The 19,682-nt window shown below is 41.2% G+C and carries 13 protein-coding genes; 5 read left to right on the top strand and 8 right to left on the bottom strand.

Features of this window, described 5'->3' with window-relative positions; all coding sequences use genetic code 11:
• Positions 1 to 58: 58 nt before the first annotated feature.
• The 4 genes from pgaA to pgaD are packed head-to-tail and all read left to right on the top strand — an operon-like array spanning position 59 to position 6,049.
• Positions 59 to 2,524: a poly-beta-1,6 N-acetyl-D-glucosamine export porin PgaA gene (gene pgaA / locus A7P54_RS12520; RefSeq protein ID WP_171549775.1), complete on the top strand. Its 2,466-nt coding sequence runs from the start codon at positions 59 to 61 to the stop codon at positions 2,522 to 2,524.
• On the top strand, positions 2,524 to 4,338 hold the full coding sequence (pgaB, locus tag A7P54_RS12515) for a poly-beta-1,6-N-acetyl-D-glucosamine N-deacetylase PgaB (protein ID WP_171549774.1): 1,815 nt from the start codon (positions 2,524 to 2,526) through the stop codon (positions 4,336 to 4,338). Before pgaA ends, pgaB begins: the two co-directional genes overlap by 1 nt.
• Positions 4,335 to 5,579 (top strand): poly-beta-1,6-N-acetyl-D-glucosamine synthase, encoded by a 1,245-nt coding sequence (pgaC, locus tag A7P54_RS12510; RefSeq protein ID WP_171549773.1) that lies wholly within the window; start codon positions 4,335 to 4,337, stop codon positions 5,577 to 5,579. The genes pgaB and pgaC overlap by 4 nt, the downstream gene beginning before the upstream one ends.
• Positions 5,576 to 6,049 (top strand): poly-beta-1,6-N-acetyl-D-glucosamine biosynthesis protein PgaD, encoded by a 474-nt coding sequence (pgaD, locus tag A7P54_RS12505; protein WP_171549772.1) that lies wholly within the window; start codon positions 5,576 to 5,578, stop codon positions 6,047 to 6,049. The genes pgaC and pgaD overlap by 4 nt, the downstream gene beginning before the upstream one ends.
• 84 nt (positions 6,050 to 6,133) lie before the next feature.
• Here the strand turns inward: pgaD and A7P54_RS12500 are convergent, their stop codons facing one another.
• From A7P54_RS12500 to A7P54_RS12465, 8 genes are all read right to left on the bottom strand, one after another.
• Positions 6,134 to 7,855 carry a biotin carboxylase N-terminal domain-containing protein gene (locus tag A7P54_RS12500; RefSeq protein WP_171549771.1) on the bottom strand — a complete coding sequence of 574 codons (1,722 nt, stop codon included), beginning with the start codon at positions 7,853 to 7,855 and terminating at the stop codon, positions 6,134 to 6,136.
• Positions 7,852 to 9,438 carry an urea amidolyase family protein gene (locus A7P54_RS12495; protein ID WP_171549770.1) on the bottom strand — a complete coding sequence of 529 codons (1,587 nt, stop codon included), beginning with the start codon at positions 9,436 to 9,438 and terminating at the stop codon, positions 7,852 to 7,854. The genes A7P54_RS12500 and A7P54_RS12495 overlap by 4 nt, the downstream gene beginning before the upstream one ends.
• A gap of 33 nt (positions 9,439 to 9,471) precedes the next feature.
• On the bottom strand, positions 9,472 to 10,287 hold the full coding sequence (locus tag A7P54_RS12490) for a putative hydro-lyase (protein ID WP_171549769.1): 816 nt from the start codon (positions 10,285 to 10,287) through the stop codon (positions 9,472 to 9,474).
• 2 nt (positions 10,288 to 10,289) lie between these two features.
• A complete protein-coding gene (locus A7P54_RS12485) occupies positions 10,290 to 11,054 on the bottom strand; it encodes a 5-oxoprolinase subunit PxpA (RefSeq protein ID WP_171549768.1) in 765 nt (254 codons plus the stop codon).
• Between the two features lie 35 nt (positions 11,055 to 11,089).
• Entirely contained in the window at positions 11,090 to 12,343 is a 1,254-nt protein-coding gene (locus tag A7P54_RS12480; RefSeq protein ID WP_171549767.1) for an NRAMP family divalent metal transporter, read from the bottom strand.
• Between the two features lie 344 nt (positions 12,344 to 12,687).
• A complete protein-coding gene (gene mumR, locus A7P54_RS12475) occupies positions 12,688 to 13,599 on the bottom strand; it encodes a LysR family transcriptional regulator MumR (protein WP_171549766.1) in 912 nt (303 codons plus the stop codon).
• A gap of 106 nt (positions 13,600 to 13,705) precedes the next feature.
• Positions 13,706 to 14,650: a DUF4424 family protein gene (locus A7P54_RS12470; protein WP_171549765.1), complete on the bottom strand. Its 945-nt coding sequence runs from the start codon at positions 14,648 to 14,650 to the stop codon at positions 13,706 to 13,708.
• Between the two features lie 196 nt (positions 14,651 to 14,846).
• Positions 14,847 to 16,373, bottom strand: a complete 1,527-nt coding sequence (locus A7P54_RS12465) for a TerC family protein (protein WP_171549764.1) — start codon at positions 16,371 to 16,373, stop codon at positions 14,847 to 14,849.
• Positions 16,374 to 17,039: 666 nt separating this feature from the next.
• Between A7P54_RS12465 and mutS the strand changes: the two genes are divergently transcribed.
• Positions 17,040 to 19,679, top strand: a complete 2,640-nt coding sequence (gene mutS / locus A7P54_RS12460; RefSeq protein WP_171549763.1) for a DNA mismatch repair protein MutS — start codon at positions 17,040 to 17,042, stop codon at positions 19,677 to 19,679.
• Positions 19,680 to 19,682: the final 3 nt, after the last annotated feature.

The following is a 19,682-nucleotide window of genomic DNA, read 5'->3' as shown; positions in this document are numbered from 1 at the left end:
TGATTTAAATCACATATTAAAATAAAAAAGATAATTAACACACACTTTAAAACACTTTATGCAAAATCTTCACACTCTCTTTCCAGCCAGCCTGTTATTTTTTTTTATGTCTAATATTTCACATGCACATCCATCTGATTTTTTAAGAGAAAAAGCAGTTTCGCAAATTAAGAATGGACAACCTATACAAGGGTTAACAGCACTTGAATCTTTATTGCGGCAGTACCCAGATCAACAGTACATCCTAGCTGACTACTTATTATCTGCCTCACGCATTCAAGCTCTGCCACAAGTGACCCTAACTGATTTAACCCAACGTATTCAGCCAAGGCACTTCCCAGAATATGCTCAACTCGCAACAGTTAAACTTTTACGGGATCAAAAGCAATTTGCTGCAGCATTGGCACTATTAGATAAATTTGAACCTTATCAAATGCATAACAGCATGCAGGTCACAATTCTTAAAGCGGCGCTATTTGCAGAAAATAAACAACCGACTGAAGCAGCACAGCAATTAAAGAATTTTGATACAACGCAAATGAATGCTGAACAGCTGGTCTTAGCCGCTTATGTTTATCGGTTATTGCAACAATACACTTATGCATTACAAGCCATTCAGTTGGCCTATACCCAACAACCTAACAATGAAGCCATTCAACATGAGTATTTGAATATTTTGGTGGCACTGGGGAGCTATGAAATGGCAGCTGCTTTTTCTGCAAAGCACCACCTATCTGATAAAAACCAGAATTTTATTTGGCAGAATAAAATCGGAGGCTTTTCACAGCATGTGAATGAAGCGATTAAACAACAGAAATATTTATCCTCCCGTGCGGAAAGTGACCGTAAAAGCTTTGCCCAACTCGATCAAGTCTTGAAGCAGGCAGAACAAATCGCGCAACAGATTCCAGCTGATCAAGCCATGTTTAATCGCTTCTATTATGACTATCTCTACGCCTTAAGTTATCGAGGCAAAACACAACAGCTTTTGAGCCTATTAAATCAAGTCACCTTACCACCAGTTGAACAAATGCCTGCCTATACACGGCATGCGATTGCAAATACATACCTTGCAAATCAACAACCTGCCGAAGCCGAGAGAATCTACCGCAGCTTGCTCACGGAGAAAAACTATCCCGATATCAGCCTGTATACATCACTTTATTATGCATTAATCGAACAAGAAAAATATAAAGATGCAAATACCTTGATTCACGTCATTGATGACCTGATTCCCACATATGAATACAGTGAAGCGAAAGGTGTCGACAAAAGTGTACATGCGGATCGAAATGAATATTTGTCTTTGCTGGCTTTAAATATGGCTTATCGCAACCGCTTGGATTTATCAGAACAATATCTAAATAACACCGTAGCCAAAGCTCCGAATAATGCGCAATTTTTAAATGACCTGGCCAAAATCCAACGTTGGCGCGAAAAACCTCGTCAAGCTCAACACACGATTGAGCGTTTAAATGGTTTACAACCCCAATCAAAATACACACGCATTAATGTCATGCAAAACACTCAAGCACTTGGCGATATCCAAGCTTGGCAGCAACAAACTCAAGCACTTATTGAAGACTACCCAAACGATAGTAGCGTCATAAAAAGTCATAAAGAATTGAATGATCGTAATCACGCCAGTATGAGCCATGAAAGCCGCTTTTCACGTAGCCGGTCTGAGCAAAACCAATTACTCCAATCACTCAAAGGAACACGTGATCGTGAATCCAACACCACCTTATATTCACCTTGGCTCGCAGACAATTATCGCCTCTTGCTTGAACATCAAGATATTTGGGGAAAATACGCTGATGGTGATTTACAAGAACAACGCTTGGGTTTAGGCCTGCAATGGCAAGACAAAGGTAAAAATTTGGTCCTGCTTGCCTCTCAAAATACTGAGGGTCAGCGCCAAGGCCTAAGAGCAGATTGGTCACAGCAACTCAATGATTATTGGCAGTACGCATTATCCATCAACACCCAAGCCAATATTCCGTTACAAGCCATTGAACAAGACGAAAATGGCAAGTCTTACGGCGCTGCAATTCGATGGCAACAACATGAAGCCCGGCAAGTCGATGCAGGATATAGCTATACCAAGATCAGTGACGGCAACACACGCCAAGACTTTTTTGCAAACTACCAGCAACGTATTTTCCAAGCTGCTCATCACACCACACAAGCAGGCTTTTCTGCATTTCTAGGAAAAAATCGTTTAGATAATGTTGCTTATTTTAGTCCAAAACAAAGTTATAGCCTTGCGATTAACGTGAGTCATGACTGGTTAACTTGGCGAAGTTATGAACGTCATTTTAATCAAAATATTTCTATTGATGCAGGACTGTTCCAGCAGCAGGATTATGCTGCCAAACCGATTTTTGATGTGCAATATCGACATGAATGGCAATTGTCACGGATCTGGGCATTGCATTATGGCGTTGGTTGGAAACTACATCCCTATGATGGCATCAATGAAAAACAAAGTTATGCCCTATTCGGTTTTGGAGGGCGATTCTAATGAATTTTTTGAATATTTTTAAAATACTCTCCGCTTGTGCAGTTCTGCTTCCAGTTCATCTTGTTGCAGCGGAACCTGCTAAATTCGACGCTCATCATTTTGTCAGTTTGACCTTTCATGATGTGCGTGATGATGTTTTGAAGAATGGCGACCGAGATGTCTATGCAATTAATACCCAAAACTTAGTGCAGTTTTTTGAATGGCTGAAACGTTCTGAATGGACTCCGATTACCCTCAAACAAATTATGGCATCTCGGGAACATGGTGTTCCATTACCGAAAAATGCAATTTTAATTAGTTTTGATGATGGTGCCCTAAGTGGCTACAGCCATGTTTATCCTTTAGTAAAACAATATCAAATCCCTGTGGTCTTTGCTTTGGTGACCAGTTGGACCGAAGGCAATACTCAAGCAGCTTATGAAGCCTATGGTCAAAATAATTTGATGAGTTGGAAACAACTCCAAGATATCCAAAAATCAGGTTTAGTTGAGTTTGCCAGCCATAGCCATGATTTGCATAAAGGCCTATTGGCCAATATGCAGAAAAATGAAAAGCCTGCCGCCTTGACTCGACAATACGATCCGATTCAAAAACGCTATGAAACTGAGTCAGAATATAGCCAACGGATCTACACTGATCTGGTGAAATCCAAGCAGGTGTTACAGCAAAAATTAGGAATAGATTCGCTTGCAATCATTTGGCCCTATGGTGCGGTCAATCAACAAGTCACTAAAATTGCCAATCAAGCAGGTTTTCCTCTGTCTTTTAGTTTAGGGACGGAAAAGTTAAATGACAGCAATGACGCAACCTTTCAACGCGGTATTATCTCAAATAACCCAACAGCTGAAAATCTACGTGAACAACTCACTGGTTTTATGGAATACACTCAACTACAAGATTATGAACCTATTCGAGCTGTACAATTTGACCTAGCTCAATTCTCACAAGACAATACACAGTTTAATCAGCAGTTAGGCAGTTTATTAAATAATTTAAGTGCCTTAAAAACCAATACTTTAATCGTTAATGGATTAACTGATCAAAAGAATGCTGCATATGCTCAGAGCTACTTTCCAACAACTCATCTAAAACTGGCTCAAGATATATTAAGCCGCACCCAATGGCAGACACGAACACGGGTTTTTCATCGAGTTTATACCCAGATGCCGATTGCCCCAGACCCAGAACAAGCGCATTTAGTTATCGATTTAAGCAAAGATCTGATTCGAAATAATCCCAATCTGGATGGCATTATTTTAAAAACAGACCAGCAACTGGCTTGTCGTTATAGCTCTGTTGTGAATACAGCTTGTCTGGAAAAAGAGGCTCAAATCGTAGAATTAACACAACAACTAAAAGTGGCTGTCGCACCTTATCTCAATCAAAGTAATACCTTCCAGTTAATCTTACAGCTCTCTCTGACTGATTTAGCAGATCAGGGACTAAAGCAAATTGTTAACACCTATCTACCCTTCGTATCTTTATTGAATATTGAAATTGATAGTCTAGACAATATCAATAGCTATCAAAAATTTATACAACAAGTGGGTCATTTAACTGCTTCACAAAAAGCCAGACTGATGGTGACTTTAGTTAACCACAATCCATCTTCGCCAAAGCAACTACAACGCTTGCAGCAACACTATTTAAATTTACAAAGACATGGAATTCAAAAATTGGTTTTAAGCAATTACCGTTTTGATAATGCAAAAGCGGTACATGAACAACTATTTACACCACTCAGTTTAAATGACAGTCCAATGAGTTATCGCAATCCATTTATCCAGCAGCACGTAAATGGAGAACAACCATGACCTTAATGGAAATTCTTTTCCTATTTGCCTTTATCTATCCCTTAGTCATGGCATGGACATGGATGGTTGGTGGTTTATGGTTCTACTTTAAACGCGAATATAAGCAAAACCAATTACCCGAGATTTCAGAACAAGGATGCAGCATTATCATTCCTTGTTTTAATGAACAAGCTCAAGTTCGAGAAACCATACGGTTTGCACTACAAACACAATATCCAAAATTTGAAGTTATTGCCGTCAATGATGGCAGTTCAGACGATACCGCAAAAATTTTAGATGAGTTGGCGCTTGAACATCCAGATTTACGGGTTGTGCATCTGGCAGAAAATCAAGGCAAAGCTTTTGCCTTACGTTCAGGCATGATGGTCAGCCAATATGAATACTTGATTTGTATTGATGGAGATGCCTTGCTGCATCCCCATGCTGCGATTTGGATGATGCATCAACTCACAGCTTTTAATCAGGTCGGCGCCGTGACTGGTAATCCTCGGATTTTAAATCGCTCCAGTATTTTAGGAAAACTACAGGTCGGTGAGTTTTCATCCATTATTGGTTTAATTAAACGTGCCCAACGGACTTATGGACGTATTTTTACCGTCTCAGGTGTGATTGCAGGCTTTAGAAAAACGGCACTCATGCAAGTAGGATTATGGTCAGAAGATAAGATCACTGAAGACATTGATATCTCATGGAAACTTCAGCTCGCTGAATGGGATATTCACTATGTTCCCAATGCGCTGTGCTACATCTATATGCCTGAAACATTTAAGGGGCTGTGGAAACAAAGATTGCGCTGGGCTCAAGGTGGTGTCGAAGTCATTAAAACCTATTTTCCCAAACTCTTTAAGATTTCAGCACTCAAAATGTGGCCTGTCGCGCTTGAAGCGATCATCAGCATGGTCTGGGCCTATGTCATTTTGCTGATCATTGTCCTGTTTTTCCTTGGGTTGTTTGTTCCGCTATCCGCAGAATGGCACATCAAATCATTATTTCCACAGTGGTACGGCGTAATTCTAGCCATTACCTGTCTGATTCAATTTTTTGTGAGCTTGTTCATTGACAAACGATATGACGGAAACCGTTTCCTTAGAAATTACTTTTGGGTGATTTGGTATCCCCTGTTTTTTTGGATGCTCGGTGCAGCAACAACTGTGTTTGCTGTTCCTAAAGCTTTATTTACACGTAAGAAAAGAGCGAGATGGGTCAGCCCAGATCGTGGTTTTAAAGGTGAGGCCGAATGAACAAATCGCATTTAAATATCATTGAGGATGTTTCACAGCTAGATATTCCTGAATATATCGACCAACATCGGTATGTGAAAAACAAAGGTGCGCATTATTTGCTGCAAGGGATCGGTTGGGCACTCTGGACACTGCTATTTTTACCGTTATTGGCGATATTTTTATGGCTATACCAAGGTAAACTGATCAAAAACTATATTTTTGCAGAACAGATGAGCGTACAGATCCACAATTTCTTTTGGCTCGCCTTGATGGTGATGATCTGTTGTGCCTCTTTGTTGTTATGGGCGAGCTATAACTGGTTGCGATACCGAAACACGGAAAAAACGACTGTGATTAACGTGAGCCATGCCATTCTTGCTGAGGGCTTTTTGATTCCAAAGGATGAACTATCCAAAATTCAACGCTCAAAAAACATTGTACTGCACTATAACCAGGAAGGTATTTTAGCTAACTATGAACTGAGATAAATATTCACGAACGAAAATGAAAAGAGGCAATCAATTGCCTCTTTTCATCGCTTCAATGTCCAGCATACCGACTGGTGTCGAGTATCATTCGATCATGCCAATAATCGATTCTGCCTGATAACTGCTTCCCTGTTCTGCCACGATTTGAATGACCCCACTTCGATGTGCAAGCACAGGCACTTCCATTTTCATGGCTTCCATAATCGCGACAATCTGACCTTCGGTCACCTGCTCACCCTGTGTAACTTTCCATGCACTCATCACACCATTAATCGGTGCCAGTAAATGCTCTGCACTTACTTCTAGTTCAGCAGATTGTTGCGTTTGGACAGTAACTGCTGGGTTGTGTGCAAACATGCCAGCCGGTAGACCTAAACGATGTAATTTGCCATCAATTTCAATATAGCTCAGCAACATGGGTTGTTGATGGTTAGGAATACCGCGTTTGGTTGGCTTTAACTGTTGTTTAAAGTCATTTTCGATCCAACGCGTATGGACCTTAAACTCATCACTAAAATCAGGTTCATTGAGTACCGCACGGTGAAAGTCCAAAACCGATGCAATACCTTCAATTTTAAATTGCTTTAACGCACGTTTAGCACGGGCAATGGCAACTTCACGGGTTGGGCCCGTTACAATCAGTTTTGCCATGAGAGAGTCAAAATGACTGGAGACCAATGACCCAGTTCGAACCCCTGTATCGACACGTACACCATGGCCAAATGGCGCTTCGAATAAGCTCAGCACACCAAATGCTGGAATAAACCCACGTGCTGGGTCCTCGGCATTGATACGAAACTCAATGGCATGGCCTTGTGTTTTTGGAGTTTCTTGAATCGACAAGGTATGGCCTTGTGCAACACGGATTTGTTCTACCACCAAATCAACTTTTGCTGTTTCTTCGGTCACTGGGTGCTCAACTTGCAAACGGGTGTTTACTTCTAAAAATGAAAGCTTGCCGTCACGACTGAGTAAGTATTCAACTGTTCCTGCACCGACATAGTTTGCAGCCTGACAAATGTTTTTTGCCGAACTTAAGATTTGTTGATAGATCTCATCGCTAATAAACGGTGCTGGCGCTTCTTCAACTAACTTCTGGTTACGACGTTGCAAAGAGCAATCACGCGTTCCGAGTACCACAATATTGCCACGTTGATCAGCAATCACTTGTGCTTCGACATGGCGCGGTTGATCTAGATATTGCTCAACGAAACATTCACCACGGCCAAATGCAGCTTTGGCCTCACGTACTGCAGACTCATAAAGTTCTTTGACTTCTTCGAGTTTCCACGCCACTTTTAAACCACGACCACCACCACCAAATGCCGCCTTAATCGCAATCGGTAAACCAAACTGTTTGGCAAATGCTAAAGCTTCCTCTGCATTATTAAGTGGGTCTTGGGTCCCTTGAACCAACGGCGCACCCACCGAAGCCGCAATTTTACGTGCTTCGATTTTATCGCCTAATTTTTCAATGGCACTTGGAGATGGCCCGACCCATTTTAAACCTGCCTCAATCACGGCTTGGGCAAATTCAGCACGTTCAGATAAAAAGCCATATCCTGGGTGCACCATGGTTGCTTTGGATTTCTTTGCAATCTCGATAATGGCAGCAATATTTAGGTAAGTTTCGCTCGCGGTTGCACCAGCCAAACCCCATGCTTCATCTGCAAGTTCCACATGCATGCTGCCAATATCATCATCTGCATATAATGCGACCGATGAAATGCCCATATCACGGCAAGCATGGATAATACGAACGGCAATTTCACCACGATTCGCAATCAATAATTTTTCTGTATTCATCTTTCATTCTCAAAATCTGTAAATTCGGCAATTTTTTTAAATTTGATGTGACAACCTGCTGGAATCTGTGCCACCAAGTCCCAATGATGTTTTGCAACAGCAGCAATGACGGGATAACCACCCGTTAAAGGGTGATCATTCATAAACAAAACGGGTTGACCACTGGGGGGAATCTGCAACGCACCGATACACGTGCCTTCACTTTCCAATTCATGGGTAATTTTGCGAGTTAAAGGTTGCTCACCTGAAAGTCTGAGTCCGACTCGGTTGCTTTCATTGGTCACTAGCCATTCTTGCTGACATAATAGTTCAATACTGTCTTGTTCAAACCAGTCAGTGCGCGGCCCCATCACAATATCTAGCTCGACCACTTCGCCAGCTTTAGGTAAATCGCTTTTGCCTACTTCATTGACACTAATGTTAGTCGCCTTTACCTGTCCTTGATAAATGGTATCTCCGAGCTTTAAAGGTTCTGGCCCTAACACTGCCAAGCTGTCAAATGAAGCACTATCCAGCACTGGTTCAATAGCGATACCACCACGAACTGCCAGATAGTTTCTTAAGCCTGCTGTGGGTGGCTGAATCTGAAATTCATCACCTTCGTCTAAATCAATCGGCTGATAGCTTGCAAAATCTGTGGTTTGACCATCAGCAAATTTCACACGAATATTTGAAATGGCACCTGCAACTGCAATAACGCCGGCATGCTGCATTTTGGCTTTTAAGCCACCATTTAAAACTTCAATAACGGGTGTATCGGTTGGATTACCTACAATACGGTTAGCACTATGCATGGCAGATGAATCCATTGCACCTGCAACCCCAACCCCAATATTGGTTTGGTTTAAACGCCCTCCATCTTGAATGAGCATCTGTAAACTTGGTGCAGTGATCGTAAATAATGGCAGAGATTGTTTCGGCTCAACCTTACGTGTGATTTGCTGCGGTACAGTCACAGTCGTTGGACGATGCGTGACATCTTCAAAATGTACAGTCATGCCCGGTAACAGCAATGCAGGATTTTTACGCTCTAAATCCCACATTTTTTCTGATGTGGTACCAATCAGCTGCCAGCCACCCGGACTGTCTTTTGGGTAAATACCAGAGTATTTTCCAGCCAAACCCAAAGAACCGGACGGTATCTTTTTACGCGGAACCGTTAAACGCGGAATATCGGTAAAAGGCTTATCGGGACTGCTCATATAAGCAAAGCCCGGAGCAAAACCAATAAAAGCCACATTCCACACGTTTTGGTGATGTTTTCTAATCACCTCGGCAACAGACAAGCCTTGTAGCTCGGCAACCTGCGCAAGGTCTTCGCCATCGTAACGAATCGGCACAATCACTTCTTGGCTGCTACGCTCAAATCCAGTATCAATTTTGAGACTCTGTATTGAAGCAACCAATGTTTTAAAATTAGTTTCGATCTCGTTAAAGAAAACCAAAATTGTTTTTGCAGCAGGGACTAAGTCTTTAATTCCATTCAATGGCGTATGTTGCAATTTATTGTACAACGCCAAAGTTTCTTCGAGGCTCGCAAGCTCAATCAGAAAACAATCGGCGTTTACCGATAAAAAACGCATTTGCTTATCCTTTTTAATGGTTCTTTAGTCCAATTAGCCTATCCAAGCACGGTCAGGAATGTCGGTAATCAACATGTGACCCGGTGCATGACTAATCGCAAAGGGAATTTTCGAGTTCATAACAGCGGCTTGCGGTGTTACCCCACATGCCCAAAACACTGGAATTTCACCTGCTTCAATGCGGGAAGCATCGCCAAAGTCAGGCTGATTTACATCTAAAATTCCTAAGCTTTCAGGGTGCCCAATATGTACAGGCGCGCCATGCACGCTCGGCATCCGTGCGGTAATTTGTACAGCTTCACTAATTTGATGTGATGGAATTGGTCGCATAGAAACCACCATATTTCCTGAGATTCGCCCTGCGGGTTCGCACTTGATATTACTTAAATACATCGGGACGTTAGTGTTGTCATGAATATGGCGAACTTCGATATCTGCTTCTTGCAAAGCGGTTTCAAACGAAAAACTGCAACCAATCAAGAAAGTCACCAAATCAGGATGGGCATTATAAATCTCGCTCGCATCGGTCACTTCCTCAAACATTTCGCCATCTTTCCAAATGCGATAACGTGGAAAATCAGTTCGGATGTCTGAGTCTGCTGCAAGCTGAGTTGCATAAATGCCTTCTTCGAGCACATCAAGTACTGGACAGCTTTGCGGGTTACGATGCGCATAGAGTAAAAAATCATAGGCCCACGCTTTTGGTACCGAAATCATGTTGACCTGTGTCATGCCCGCAGCCATGCCTGCCGTTGGTTTATCAAAACCTGCACGGATTTTTAAACGCGCATCTAACGCGGCTTCAAGTTGAGCTGGGTCGACTTTAATATCCTTATACATTGTGCTCATCCTTATGCATTGTTTACAAATGGGCAAATTTCAATATTGTTTTTTACAAGCTCGGCTTTAATGGCTGCCGACATCTCTAATGCACCGTCAGTGTCGCCATGTAAGCAAATGGTGTCAGCTTGAATTGGGGTAAATACGCCTTCAATTGACTCTACCCCACCATTTTTAAGCATTGAAACCACACGACTGGCAACAAATGCCGAGTCATGTAAAACCGCACCTTCGAGACGACGAGACACCAGTGAACCATCACTGTTATATGCACGATCTGCAAATGCTTCTGACACAACTTTTAAACCAGCCACACGTGCCTGCTCGACCAAGCTTGACCCCGCCAAAGCCACTAAAACCAGTTCAGGGTTATACATTTTAATTGCATCAATCACTGCTGCTGCCTGAACTTGATCATGGGCAATGGTGTTATACAGTGCACCATGTGGTTTCACGTATTGCACTTTCGAACCTGCCACTTTTGCCAAACCGTCCAATGCTGAAATTTGATACAACACATCAGCAATCAGTTCGTCACGGGACACATCCATATTACGGCGGCCAAAACCAACCAAATCTGGATAAGAGACATGTGCCCCAATCGTGACGCCCAATTCAACGGCTTTACGAACTGTTTTTAAAATCCCCAAAGGATCACCTGCATGAAAACCACATGCGATATTGGCACTGGTCACCACAGGTAAAATCTGGTCATCATTGCCCATTTTCCATGAGCCAAAGCTTTCGCCCAAATCACTGTTTAAATCTACAAACATGGCATCATTCCTTTTTCGCTGTACGATTATCTGGCTTAAAGTTTGGTCAAATAGTTAAACACGGTCGTAAATGACATATAGCCCATCCACCACGTCAATACACAGGTGAGTGCACCTAAAACAATTAACCATTTTGGATAATTATAATTGCCCATCAAGTCTCTACGGCAAGCCGCAACATACACAAAAATTGTAAGACCAATTGGCAACACTAAACCGTTAAAACCACCGACAAAAATGAGTAGACCTGCTGGTGTTGCCCCCAATACCACATAGAGTAATAAGGCTAAGGCAATAAAAGTGATGGTGGTATAGTTGCTTTGTTTTGGGGTTAAATTCTTTTTAAATGCACTAAAGAATGAAACCGAGGTATAGGCTGCACCAATAGTGCTACTAATACCTGCTGCCCAAAAGATCAGGCCAAATAATTTATAACCAAATGTGCCCGCAGCATACTGGAATGCTTGTGCCGCTGGATTGGCATTATGACTAGCGAGATCGATGCTTGCACCGCTCACCACCACACCCAAGAAGGCTAAAAATAAGACATAGCGCATGATCCCAACTACAACAATGCCCTTAGTCGCTGCTTTGGCCACTTCATCAATATTTTCAGGGCCAACCGCACCTTTATCGAGTAAACGGTGTGCACCTGCATAGCAGATATAACCACCCACCGTGCCACCGACAATGGTGGTAATAATGGCAAAGTCGATCTGATCTGGCGCAAAGGTTTGCTGTACCGCCTGCCCAACAGGAGGCATCACAATGACTGCGACAATGATGATCAGGATGATTTTCAACAATCCCAATATGATCATGCTTTTATCCATCGCAAGTGTGGCTTTTCTGGAGGCGAAAATCAAAATCGCCAATGCACCGCTGAGGATACCACCCCATTTGGTATCCAGACCAAACAGTGCATTCAAACCTAATGCAGCACCTGCAATATTTCCAATACTAAAGAAGAAACCGCCTAGAATCACCAGAAATGCAAGTAAATAACCACTGCCTGGTAAGGCCTTATTGGCAATATCGGATGCACGCATTTGCGTCAGTGTCACCACACGCCAAATATTTTGCTGCACCACATAATCAATCAAAATTGAAACTAAAATGGCAAAACCAAAGGCCGCACCTAGTTTCACTGTAAACACAGCAGTTTGGGTTAAAAACCCGGGTCCCATTGCAGAGGTTGCCATCATAAAAATGGAGGCGACAATGGCCCATTGGCGATCTGATAGCAAAGAAGATTTCAGTAAAGACATATTGATGCGTTCCTCATCCATTTGAGCTCAATAACGCTATTTTTGACTTGATCCAAGAGCATCATTTTGTTTATAAACGATCTTCTTTAACCCTTTTTAAATCACAAAGATTCCCTGTTCTCCCACTCAGCGGTGGGTCATCAAATCTTCTCGTTCAAATAAAAACATATGCAAGCCAACTGAACAATACGACTTTTTAGATATAAAATTAAATCCAATCCATTGAATTTAATTACTTTTTATTTATGATTAGTTCGAAGATAAATTTTACTTATCACTCCTGATAAGCTGCTTTTATAATTTTTTAACTCAGCAGCTGTCGAATTCCACATACACGGTTCTCACAGAAGCTTGCTTTAAGCATCTCAAAGTTTTATTTTCTGATTCAAGCTTTTCATCGCACTTTCAGAAACCTTCACGGCGACATCAGTTAATTTTTCTTTCAATGCAGCATCATTGCCTTGAATATAAATCGAGGTAAAGTGGAAGGTCTTTAACTTAATTGGCGTATTTAATATTTCTAATCGACCATCGGTAATTTCTTTTAAAGCAGTTAAGGTCGGTACCACAGCGATCCCCAAACCTTGCTCGGCAAGACGTAATAATGTCGCCAAGGAATAACTGGTGATCGAAAGCGGCTCATCTAGCCCTTGTTCCTTCATTTTGGCTTTGAGCTCTTTATAGGGATAGGTAATTTTTGGATAGGTTAAAATGGTATGTGACATTAAGGTCTTAAAGGACATTTGAGCAATCCCTCCTTTAAATGAAGGTGAAGCCAAGAAGCTCAGTTCAAAATCACAAAGTGCCTGTTCAATACATTCAAAAGCCAGCGTTGGTCCGAGTAAAAAGGCCATATCGAGATCACCTGTACGGACGCCTTCTTGTAAATTCGGGGTTAGATCAACCACAATTTCCACAGAAACTTTAGGGAATTCCTGCTGAACTTTCTCGATATATTCCACCAACCAAGTATAGACAATGGTTTCCGAAACGCCCAAACGAATTGTGCCTGTCAAATGCTGATTTTCAGTTAATTCTGCGATAAGTTCAGTTTCTAAACGCATCAACTTTTCAGCGTATTTAAATAAGGTCATTCCTTTATGGGTCGGTTTCAGTTGGCGAAAACTTCGATCTAAAACTTTAAATCCAAGGTCATTTTCAATCGCGGTGATTTTCTGTGATACCGCTGGCTGAGTAGTTTGTAATTTTGTCGCTGCCTTATTAAAACTATTCAGCGTCACCACCCAGTAAAATGCTTCTAGATTCTTTAAATTCACTTTAAACCAAAGCTCGCTATCCTTTTCTCACTATATAGTATGGGAGTGATCCGCCTGATTAAGCTACCTATTTATTGATTTTTGTTGCAGTCATTTGCAAACCGACTTATTTCACATTCACAAAGATGATATCTAAATCCTGTTTGGGAACGAAGTTGCGCTTGGTCATCTGAAATTGCGTTGGACTAATTTTTTCGACTTTGCCATTCCAACAAAATGAGACCAATTCATTCTTATCACGCTCAATCGTCAATTTAAAATTTTCAATCGGTTTAGCCCAGTTTGCCCCCGTGGTCAGAATATAGCTTAAAGCATTAAACGGTGAATTCTCTGCTTTGGCTTTTTTTAAGCCCTGCTTAAATTGTGCATCCATACAAAAGTTCTGATTATATTCATCAGGATATAGGGCAACCGCGCCCCCCACCAAAGGTTGATATTGATGCTGAATTTTGGTCAACGCATTGGCTTTAAAGGTTTGCTTCCAACTATAAATCACTTGAGATGACCATGGAATTTCATCATCTTTTTTAAAATTCGCCAATATCTTCTGCATTTGTGGCTGCTTACATTGCTTTAATTTATCGAAAAAATAGCGATAGTCATCATTGTTACGCATCCAAGGATTAAGCATGTCGGTTTGGCTAAAACCACATTGTTTAAATAGATCTGTTGCATCAATCAACGGTGACTTTTCATCCTTTTGGATAAAAGTACGCACATGCATTTCTGGCTGAATATTTTGACCATCAACAATAATTTTAAAGCTTTTTAGCAATGCTTCGGTATGGGCAAAATCCGCTTCAAAGAAGTTATCGATACGTGGTAAGGGAAACAAAATGGTTTCCGTCACATCTTTATTGCTTAAGTTTTTATAAAGATAATTCACTTTAATCAGTTTTTTGCTAATAAATAAGTCTTCGCTTTGCATCGCAACATGCGCATTTTTGAGATAGGCCACTCCGCCCGTTCCCACATAGCCCGTTGAATCATTGGCTAGGCTATAGGTCGGTATTTGCAGCAAAATAGAACATGCTAAGATGATTTTTTTCATTTTTAAGTGTCCAATTTAAGATTGTCATTATCAGGATCAATCATAGCGGCTTAAAGCCTCAGATATTCACTTTTTTACTCATTGTACATTTAAAAAAGGAGTAGCCTGTTGCTCGCAGGCTACTCCCCTAATTCAGACTTTTACATCCAAGTTCAAGGTTTTCTCAAACCATGAGCTCTACTTTTAGCAAGATAAATTACTTTAATCGAATCATTACCGTTTTAATCCGATTGCTCTCCATCTCGACCACTTCAAACTGTAGGTCTTGATAGTCCAGCATTGAGCCGACTTCCACTAGGCCATTACACTTATCTAGAATAAGTCCTGACACAGTAATATAGCCAGTCTCTTCATCAACGAGATCAACACCCAGCTGTAATTCAAGTTGATACAGATCCAAGGTGCCTGCAGCTTTCCAAGTACGTTCATCAACTTGAATCAAATCAAGCTGCTCATCTGCATCTGGAAACTCACCTGCTATGGCTTCAAAGACATCCAGAGGTGAAATTAATCCCTGTACATTTCCAAATTCATCATTGACTAAAACCAAAGAACCTTTAGAAGTGCGCAATGTATTGATCACATCAATCACTTTCATTTTTTCGAAAATAAAAATCGGGCGCTGTGCTTTGATCAAAGATTTTAATTGCGTTTCATCATCCAGCACATCCAGAATTTCCTTGGCGCGAACTACACTCAGAACTTTATCTAAGCTGCCTCGACAGACTGGAAATAAGCTATGCGGTACAGATAAAATCTGTTCGCGTATTTTTTCAGGCGTTTCGTTGATGTTAATCCAAGAAATTTGACTACGTGGCGTCATAATTGAAGCCACAGATCGTTCTGCCAGTGTTAATACACCGCCGATCATATAACGTTCTTGGTCATCAAATGTTTGTTGTGCTTGCAAATGTTGCAGCGGATTGGTCGCAGTGGTTTCGGCCTTGCCACCCATAAGCTTTAAAATCGTATCCGCAGTTCGATTCCGTAACGGGATCTTCGACTCATGCTTTGAACGATTACGTTGCGTAAACTGATTAAATGCCTCAATCACAATCGCAACACCAATACCCGAGTAGATATAGCCTTTAGGAATATGGAAACCAAAGCCTTCAGCAATCAAGCTAATACCAATTAACAGTAAGAAACTTAAGCAGAGAATGATAACGGTTGGATGTCGATTGACGAACTCCGTTAAGGGTTTAGAAGCCAGCAACATCACCAACATGGCCACAACCATTGCCACCATCATGACGTAGATATTATCCACCATACCAATGGCGGTAATAACCGAGTCTAATGAGAATACGGCATCCAATACCACAATCTGGGCGACAACTGCAGTAAAGCTTGCATAGACCACATTGGTGGTAATTTTGACTTCTGCTTTGCCTTCCATCCGTTCATGTAATTCACTTACCGCTTTATACAGTAAGAATAAACCACCGAATAAAAGAATCAGATCTCGGCCCGAAAAAGACCATTCAAAAATAAAAATAAGCGGTTTGGTTAAGGTAACTAACCAAGAAATGGCGAACAATAAGCCCAAACGCATGATCAATGCGAGAGACAAACCAATGACTCTGGCTTTATCACGTTGGGAAGGAGGAAGTTTATCTGCCAAAATGGCAATAAAGACGAGATTATCAATCCCTAAAACAATCTCTAAAACGATCAGAGTAAGCAAACCTACCCAAATCCCTGGATCTAATAAAAATTCCATTATTTACTCCTTAAACAAAAACAAGGAGTCATGAAATTGTATTTTAACTTTGTACCCGGCGAGGGATCCATTTATGTTAACCTTTTTGACAATAGTTGCTCTGATTATGCCTAATCTTTCAGAATTAAGTTTATTTTTTTAAGAATTATATACAACTTAAATAAAATTAAATAAATAATTTAAATATCAATATGATATATAGAATTAAAGTTTATCATTTAATTATTTTTTGAATAATTTGTTACATATTTTTAGCGCTGAGATTCACAATAAAACCCAGACAACCAAACAATTAAGGACATTATTTTTCAGCTTAAAAAGAGACCTAAGCAAATAATCTAAGCTATTTTTGCTTACCAATTTTAATGCTATAGCGACACTTGGCCGATTGCTCTAGTTCATCGAGTACCATTCTTTTGCTGTTTATTTCTTCACACATCGCGGATTCCTTTTTGTGAATCTTTCTCAATTTGTTAAGATGAGCGACTGAGGAAGTCATTCAATTTCTCATACCCTGTTGACTTAATTTTGACAGAAAAGAAGGCCTTAGAAAGGTATACTTTCTTGGCAATTAAGTCGAATTTTACAGTGGTTGTTAGAATTGGCGAGACAGCCAAACGTTCAAACTAAACTTATTTATTATTTAAATTTAAGGATTTAACATACATGAATAGCGCTGAAATCATGGCTGACCTTTCATCTCATACGCCGATGATGCAGCAGTATCTCAAAGTCAAAACAGACTATCAGCATGCATTGCTGTTCTACCGTATGGGTGACTTTTACGAGCTATTCTTTGAAGATGCGCATTTAGCAGCCAAACTTTTAGGTATTACCCTGACTCATCGTGGCAAAGCCAGTGGTCGACCTATCCCTATGGCTGGCGTTCCTTATCATGCAGCAGAAGGTTATCTCGCGCGTTTAGTCAAAGCAGGACGTACTGTCGCGATCTGTGAACAAATCGGTGAAGTCACAGGCAAAGGTCCTGTAGAACGTAAAGTTGTCCGTATTTTAACGCCAGGAACCTTAACCGATGATGCGCTGCTCGGCAGTTACCAATCATCAAATCTGGTCGCACTGTGCATTCAACAAAATCAAATTGGTTTTGCTTTGCTCGACTTGAGCGCAGGTATTTTTAAAGTTCAACAACAAGACTATAAACCGGAACAACTTGCAATAGAGCTGGCGCGTTTAATGCCAAGCGAAATCCTCATTGACGAAGATCTTATTGATAAAAATATTATTGAACAGATTAAGAAAAATCTGGACTGTCCAATCACCAAACGTCCAAACGTTGATTTTAATTTAAATAACGCGCAAAAAACGTTGTGCGATCAGTTGAGTGTTTCAACCTTATCTGGGTTTGGATTAGATCCGATTCCACTCGCGAAAGCAGCAGCCGCGGCATTGATTCACTATGCGAAAGAAACCCAAAAAACAGCTTTACCGCATATTCGTTCAATTCAAATTGAACAAAGTACAAACTTCATTGCACTTGATCCAATCACGCGTCGTAATTTAGAAATTATTGAACCGTTGTTTGATCATGGTACATCGCTGTTCCAATTGATTAATGACTGCCAAACTGCCATGGGCGGACGCTTACTAAGCCGCACGTTAATGCAGCCTATTCGTGACACGGCAGTTTTAGATGCACGTCTTGATGCAACCGAACAACTGTTAAAGGGCTATCATGAATCACCACTTCGTCTAGTTTTAAAAGAGATTGGCGATATTGAACGTGTGCTGAGTCGTGTTGCGCTTGGCAGTGCTCGTCCACGAGATTTAGTACAACTGCGTCAAGCTTGTGCACAAATCCCTTTCCTACGCCACGCCTTAGATCCTGTTTTAAAGACCCAGCAATCTAAGTTATTAATTCAATTAGATGAAGAGCTTGGTGACTTTAAGAGTCTGCATCAACATTTAATGGCTGCAATTGTTGAAAGTCCACCCGTATTACTACGTGATGGCAATGTAATTGCAGAAGGTTATGACGATGAACTGGATGAGTTACGTAAAATCCGTGATCATGCAGGACAGTTCCTGATTGACTTGGAAATAAAAGAGCGTGAACGTACTGGGATCAATACCCTGAAAATCGGATACAACCGTGTCAGCGGTTATTATATTGAACTCACCCGTGCGCAGGCAGAACAAGCTCCAGCGGACTATATTCGTCGTCAGACCCTTAAAAATGCTGAGCGTTATATCACCCCTGAACTGAAAGGCTTTGAAGATAAAGTTCTTTCTAGCGAGTCACGTGCCCTCGCCCGTGAAAAGCTTCTGTTTGAATCATTACTCGATGAATTGCGTCAAAACATTGCACATTTACAAATGATGAGTGCTGCAATTGCCTATATTGATGTGCTGGCAAACTTTGCACATCAAGCTCGACTCAACAATTGGGCTAGACCTGAATATACGCCTGAAACCAGTATCAAAATTCAGGCAGGTCGCCACCCTGTTGTTGAAGCTTTAAATAAGGCGCCTTTTACACCGAATGATACCTTCCTGGATAGCCAACATCGTATGGCGATTATTACAGGGCCAAACATGGGCGGTAAATCGACCTTTATGCGTCAGACTGCCTTGATTAGCCTGCTTGCGTATTGCGGTAGTTTTGTACCCGCTAAATCGGCAAAACTAGGTTCGATTGACCGTATCTTTACTCGTATTGGTTCTGCTGATGATTTATCAACAGGCAAATCAACCTTTATGGTCGAGATGACTGAAACTTCTCAGATCCTGCACCATGCCACCAGTCAGTCTTTAGTGCTGATGGATGAGGTTGGTCGTGGTACCAGTACTTATGACGGTCTTTCTTTGGCTTGGGCCTGTGTGGTTGATTTAACCAAACGAGTGAAATGCCTGTGCCTATTCGCAACACATTACTTTGAGTTGACTGAATTGGGTAGCGAAGCGGGCATTGATAATTATCATGTTACCGCACAAGAACTAAATGGCAATTTAATTTTGCTGCATAAAGTTCAACATGGCCCAGCCAGCCAAAGTCATGGTTTACAGGTTGCCAAATTAGCTGGTATCCCTGCCAACGTGATTAAAGAAGCACAAAAACGTTTGAAGATCTTGGAAAAACAACAGCATCAACATTTGCAAAGTAGCGTGCAGAATGATTTGTTTAGTGCTGTTGAACATGAGATCGAAACTCAAGTCATTGAGCGAGTTATTGAGGTTGAAAAACCATCACCTGCTTTAGAATTATTACATCAAATTGATGTCGATGATTTAACACCACGTCAGGCATTAGAGCAGCTTTATTCTCTAAAAGCTGCTCTAAAATCTTAAATG

It is taken from the genome of Acinetobacter sp. Ac_3412, from assembly GCF_013072675.1.
Lineage (GTDB): Bacteria > Pseudomonadota > Gammaproteobacteria > Pseudomonadales > Moraxellaceae > Acinetobacter > Acinetobacter higginsii.
This window is presented reverse-complemented; position numbering and strand designations above follow the sequence as displayed.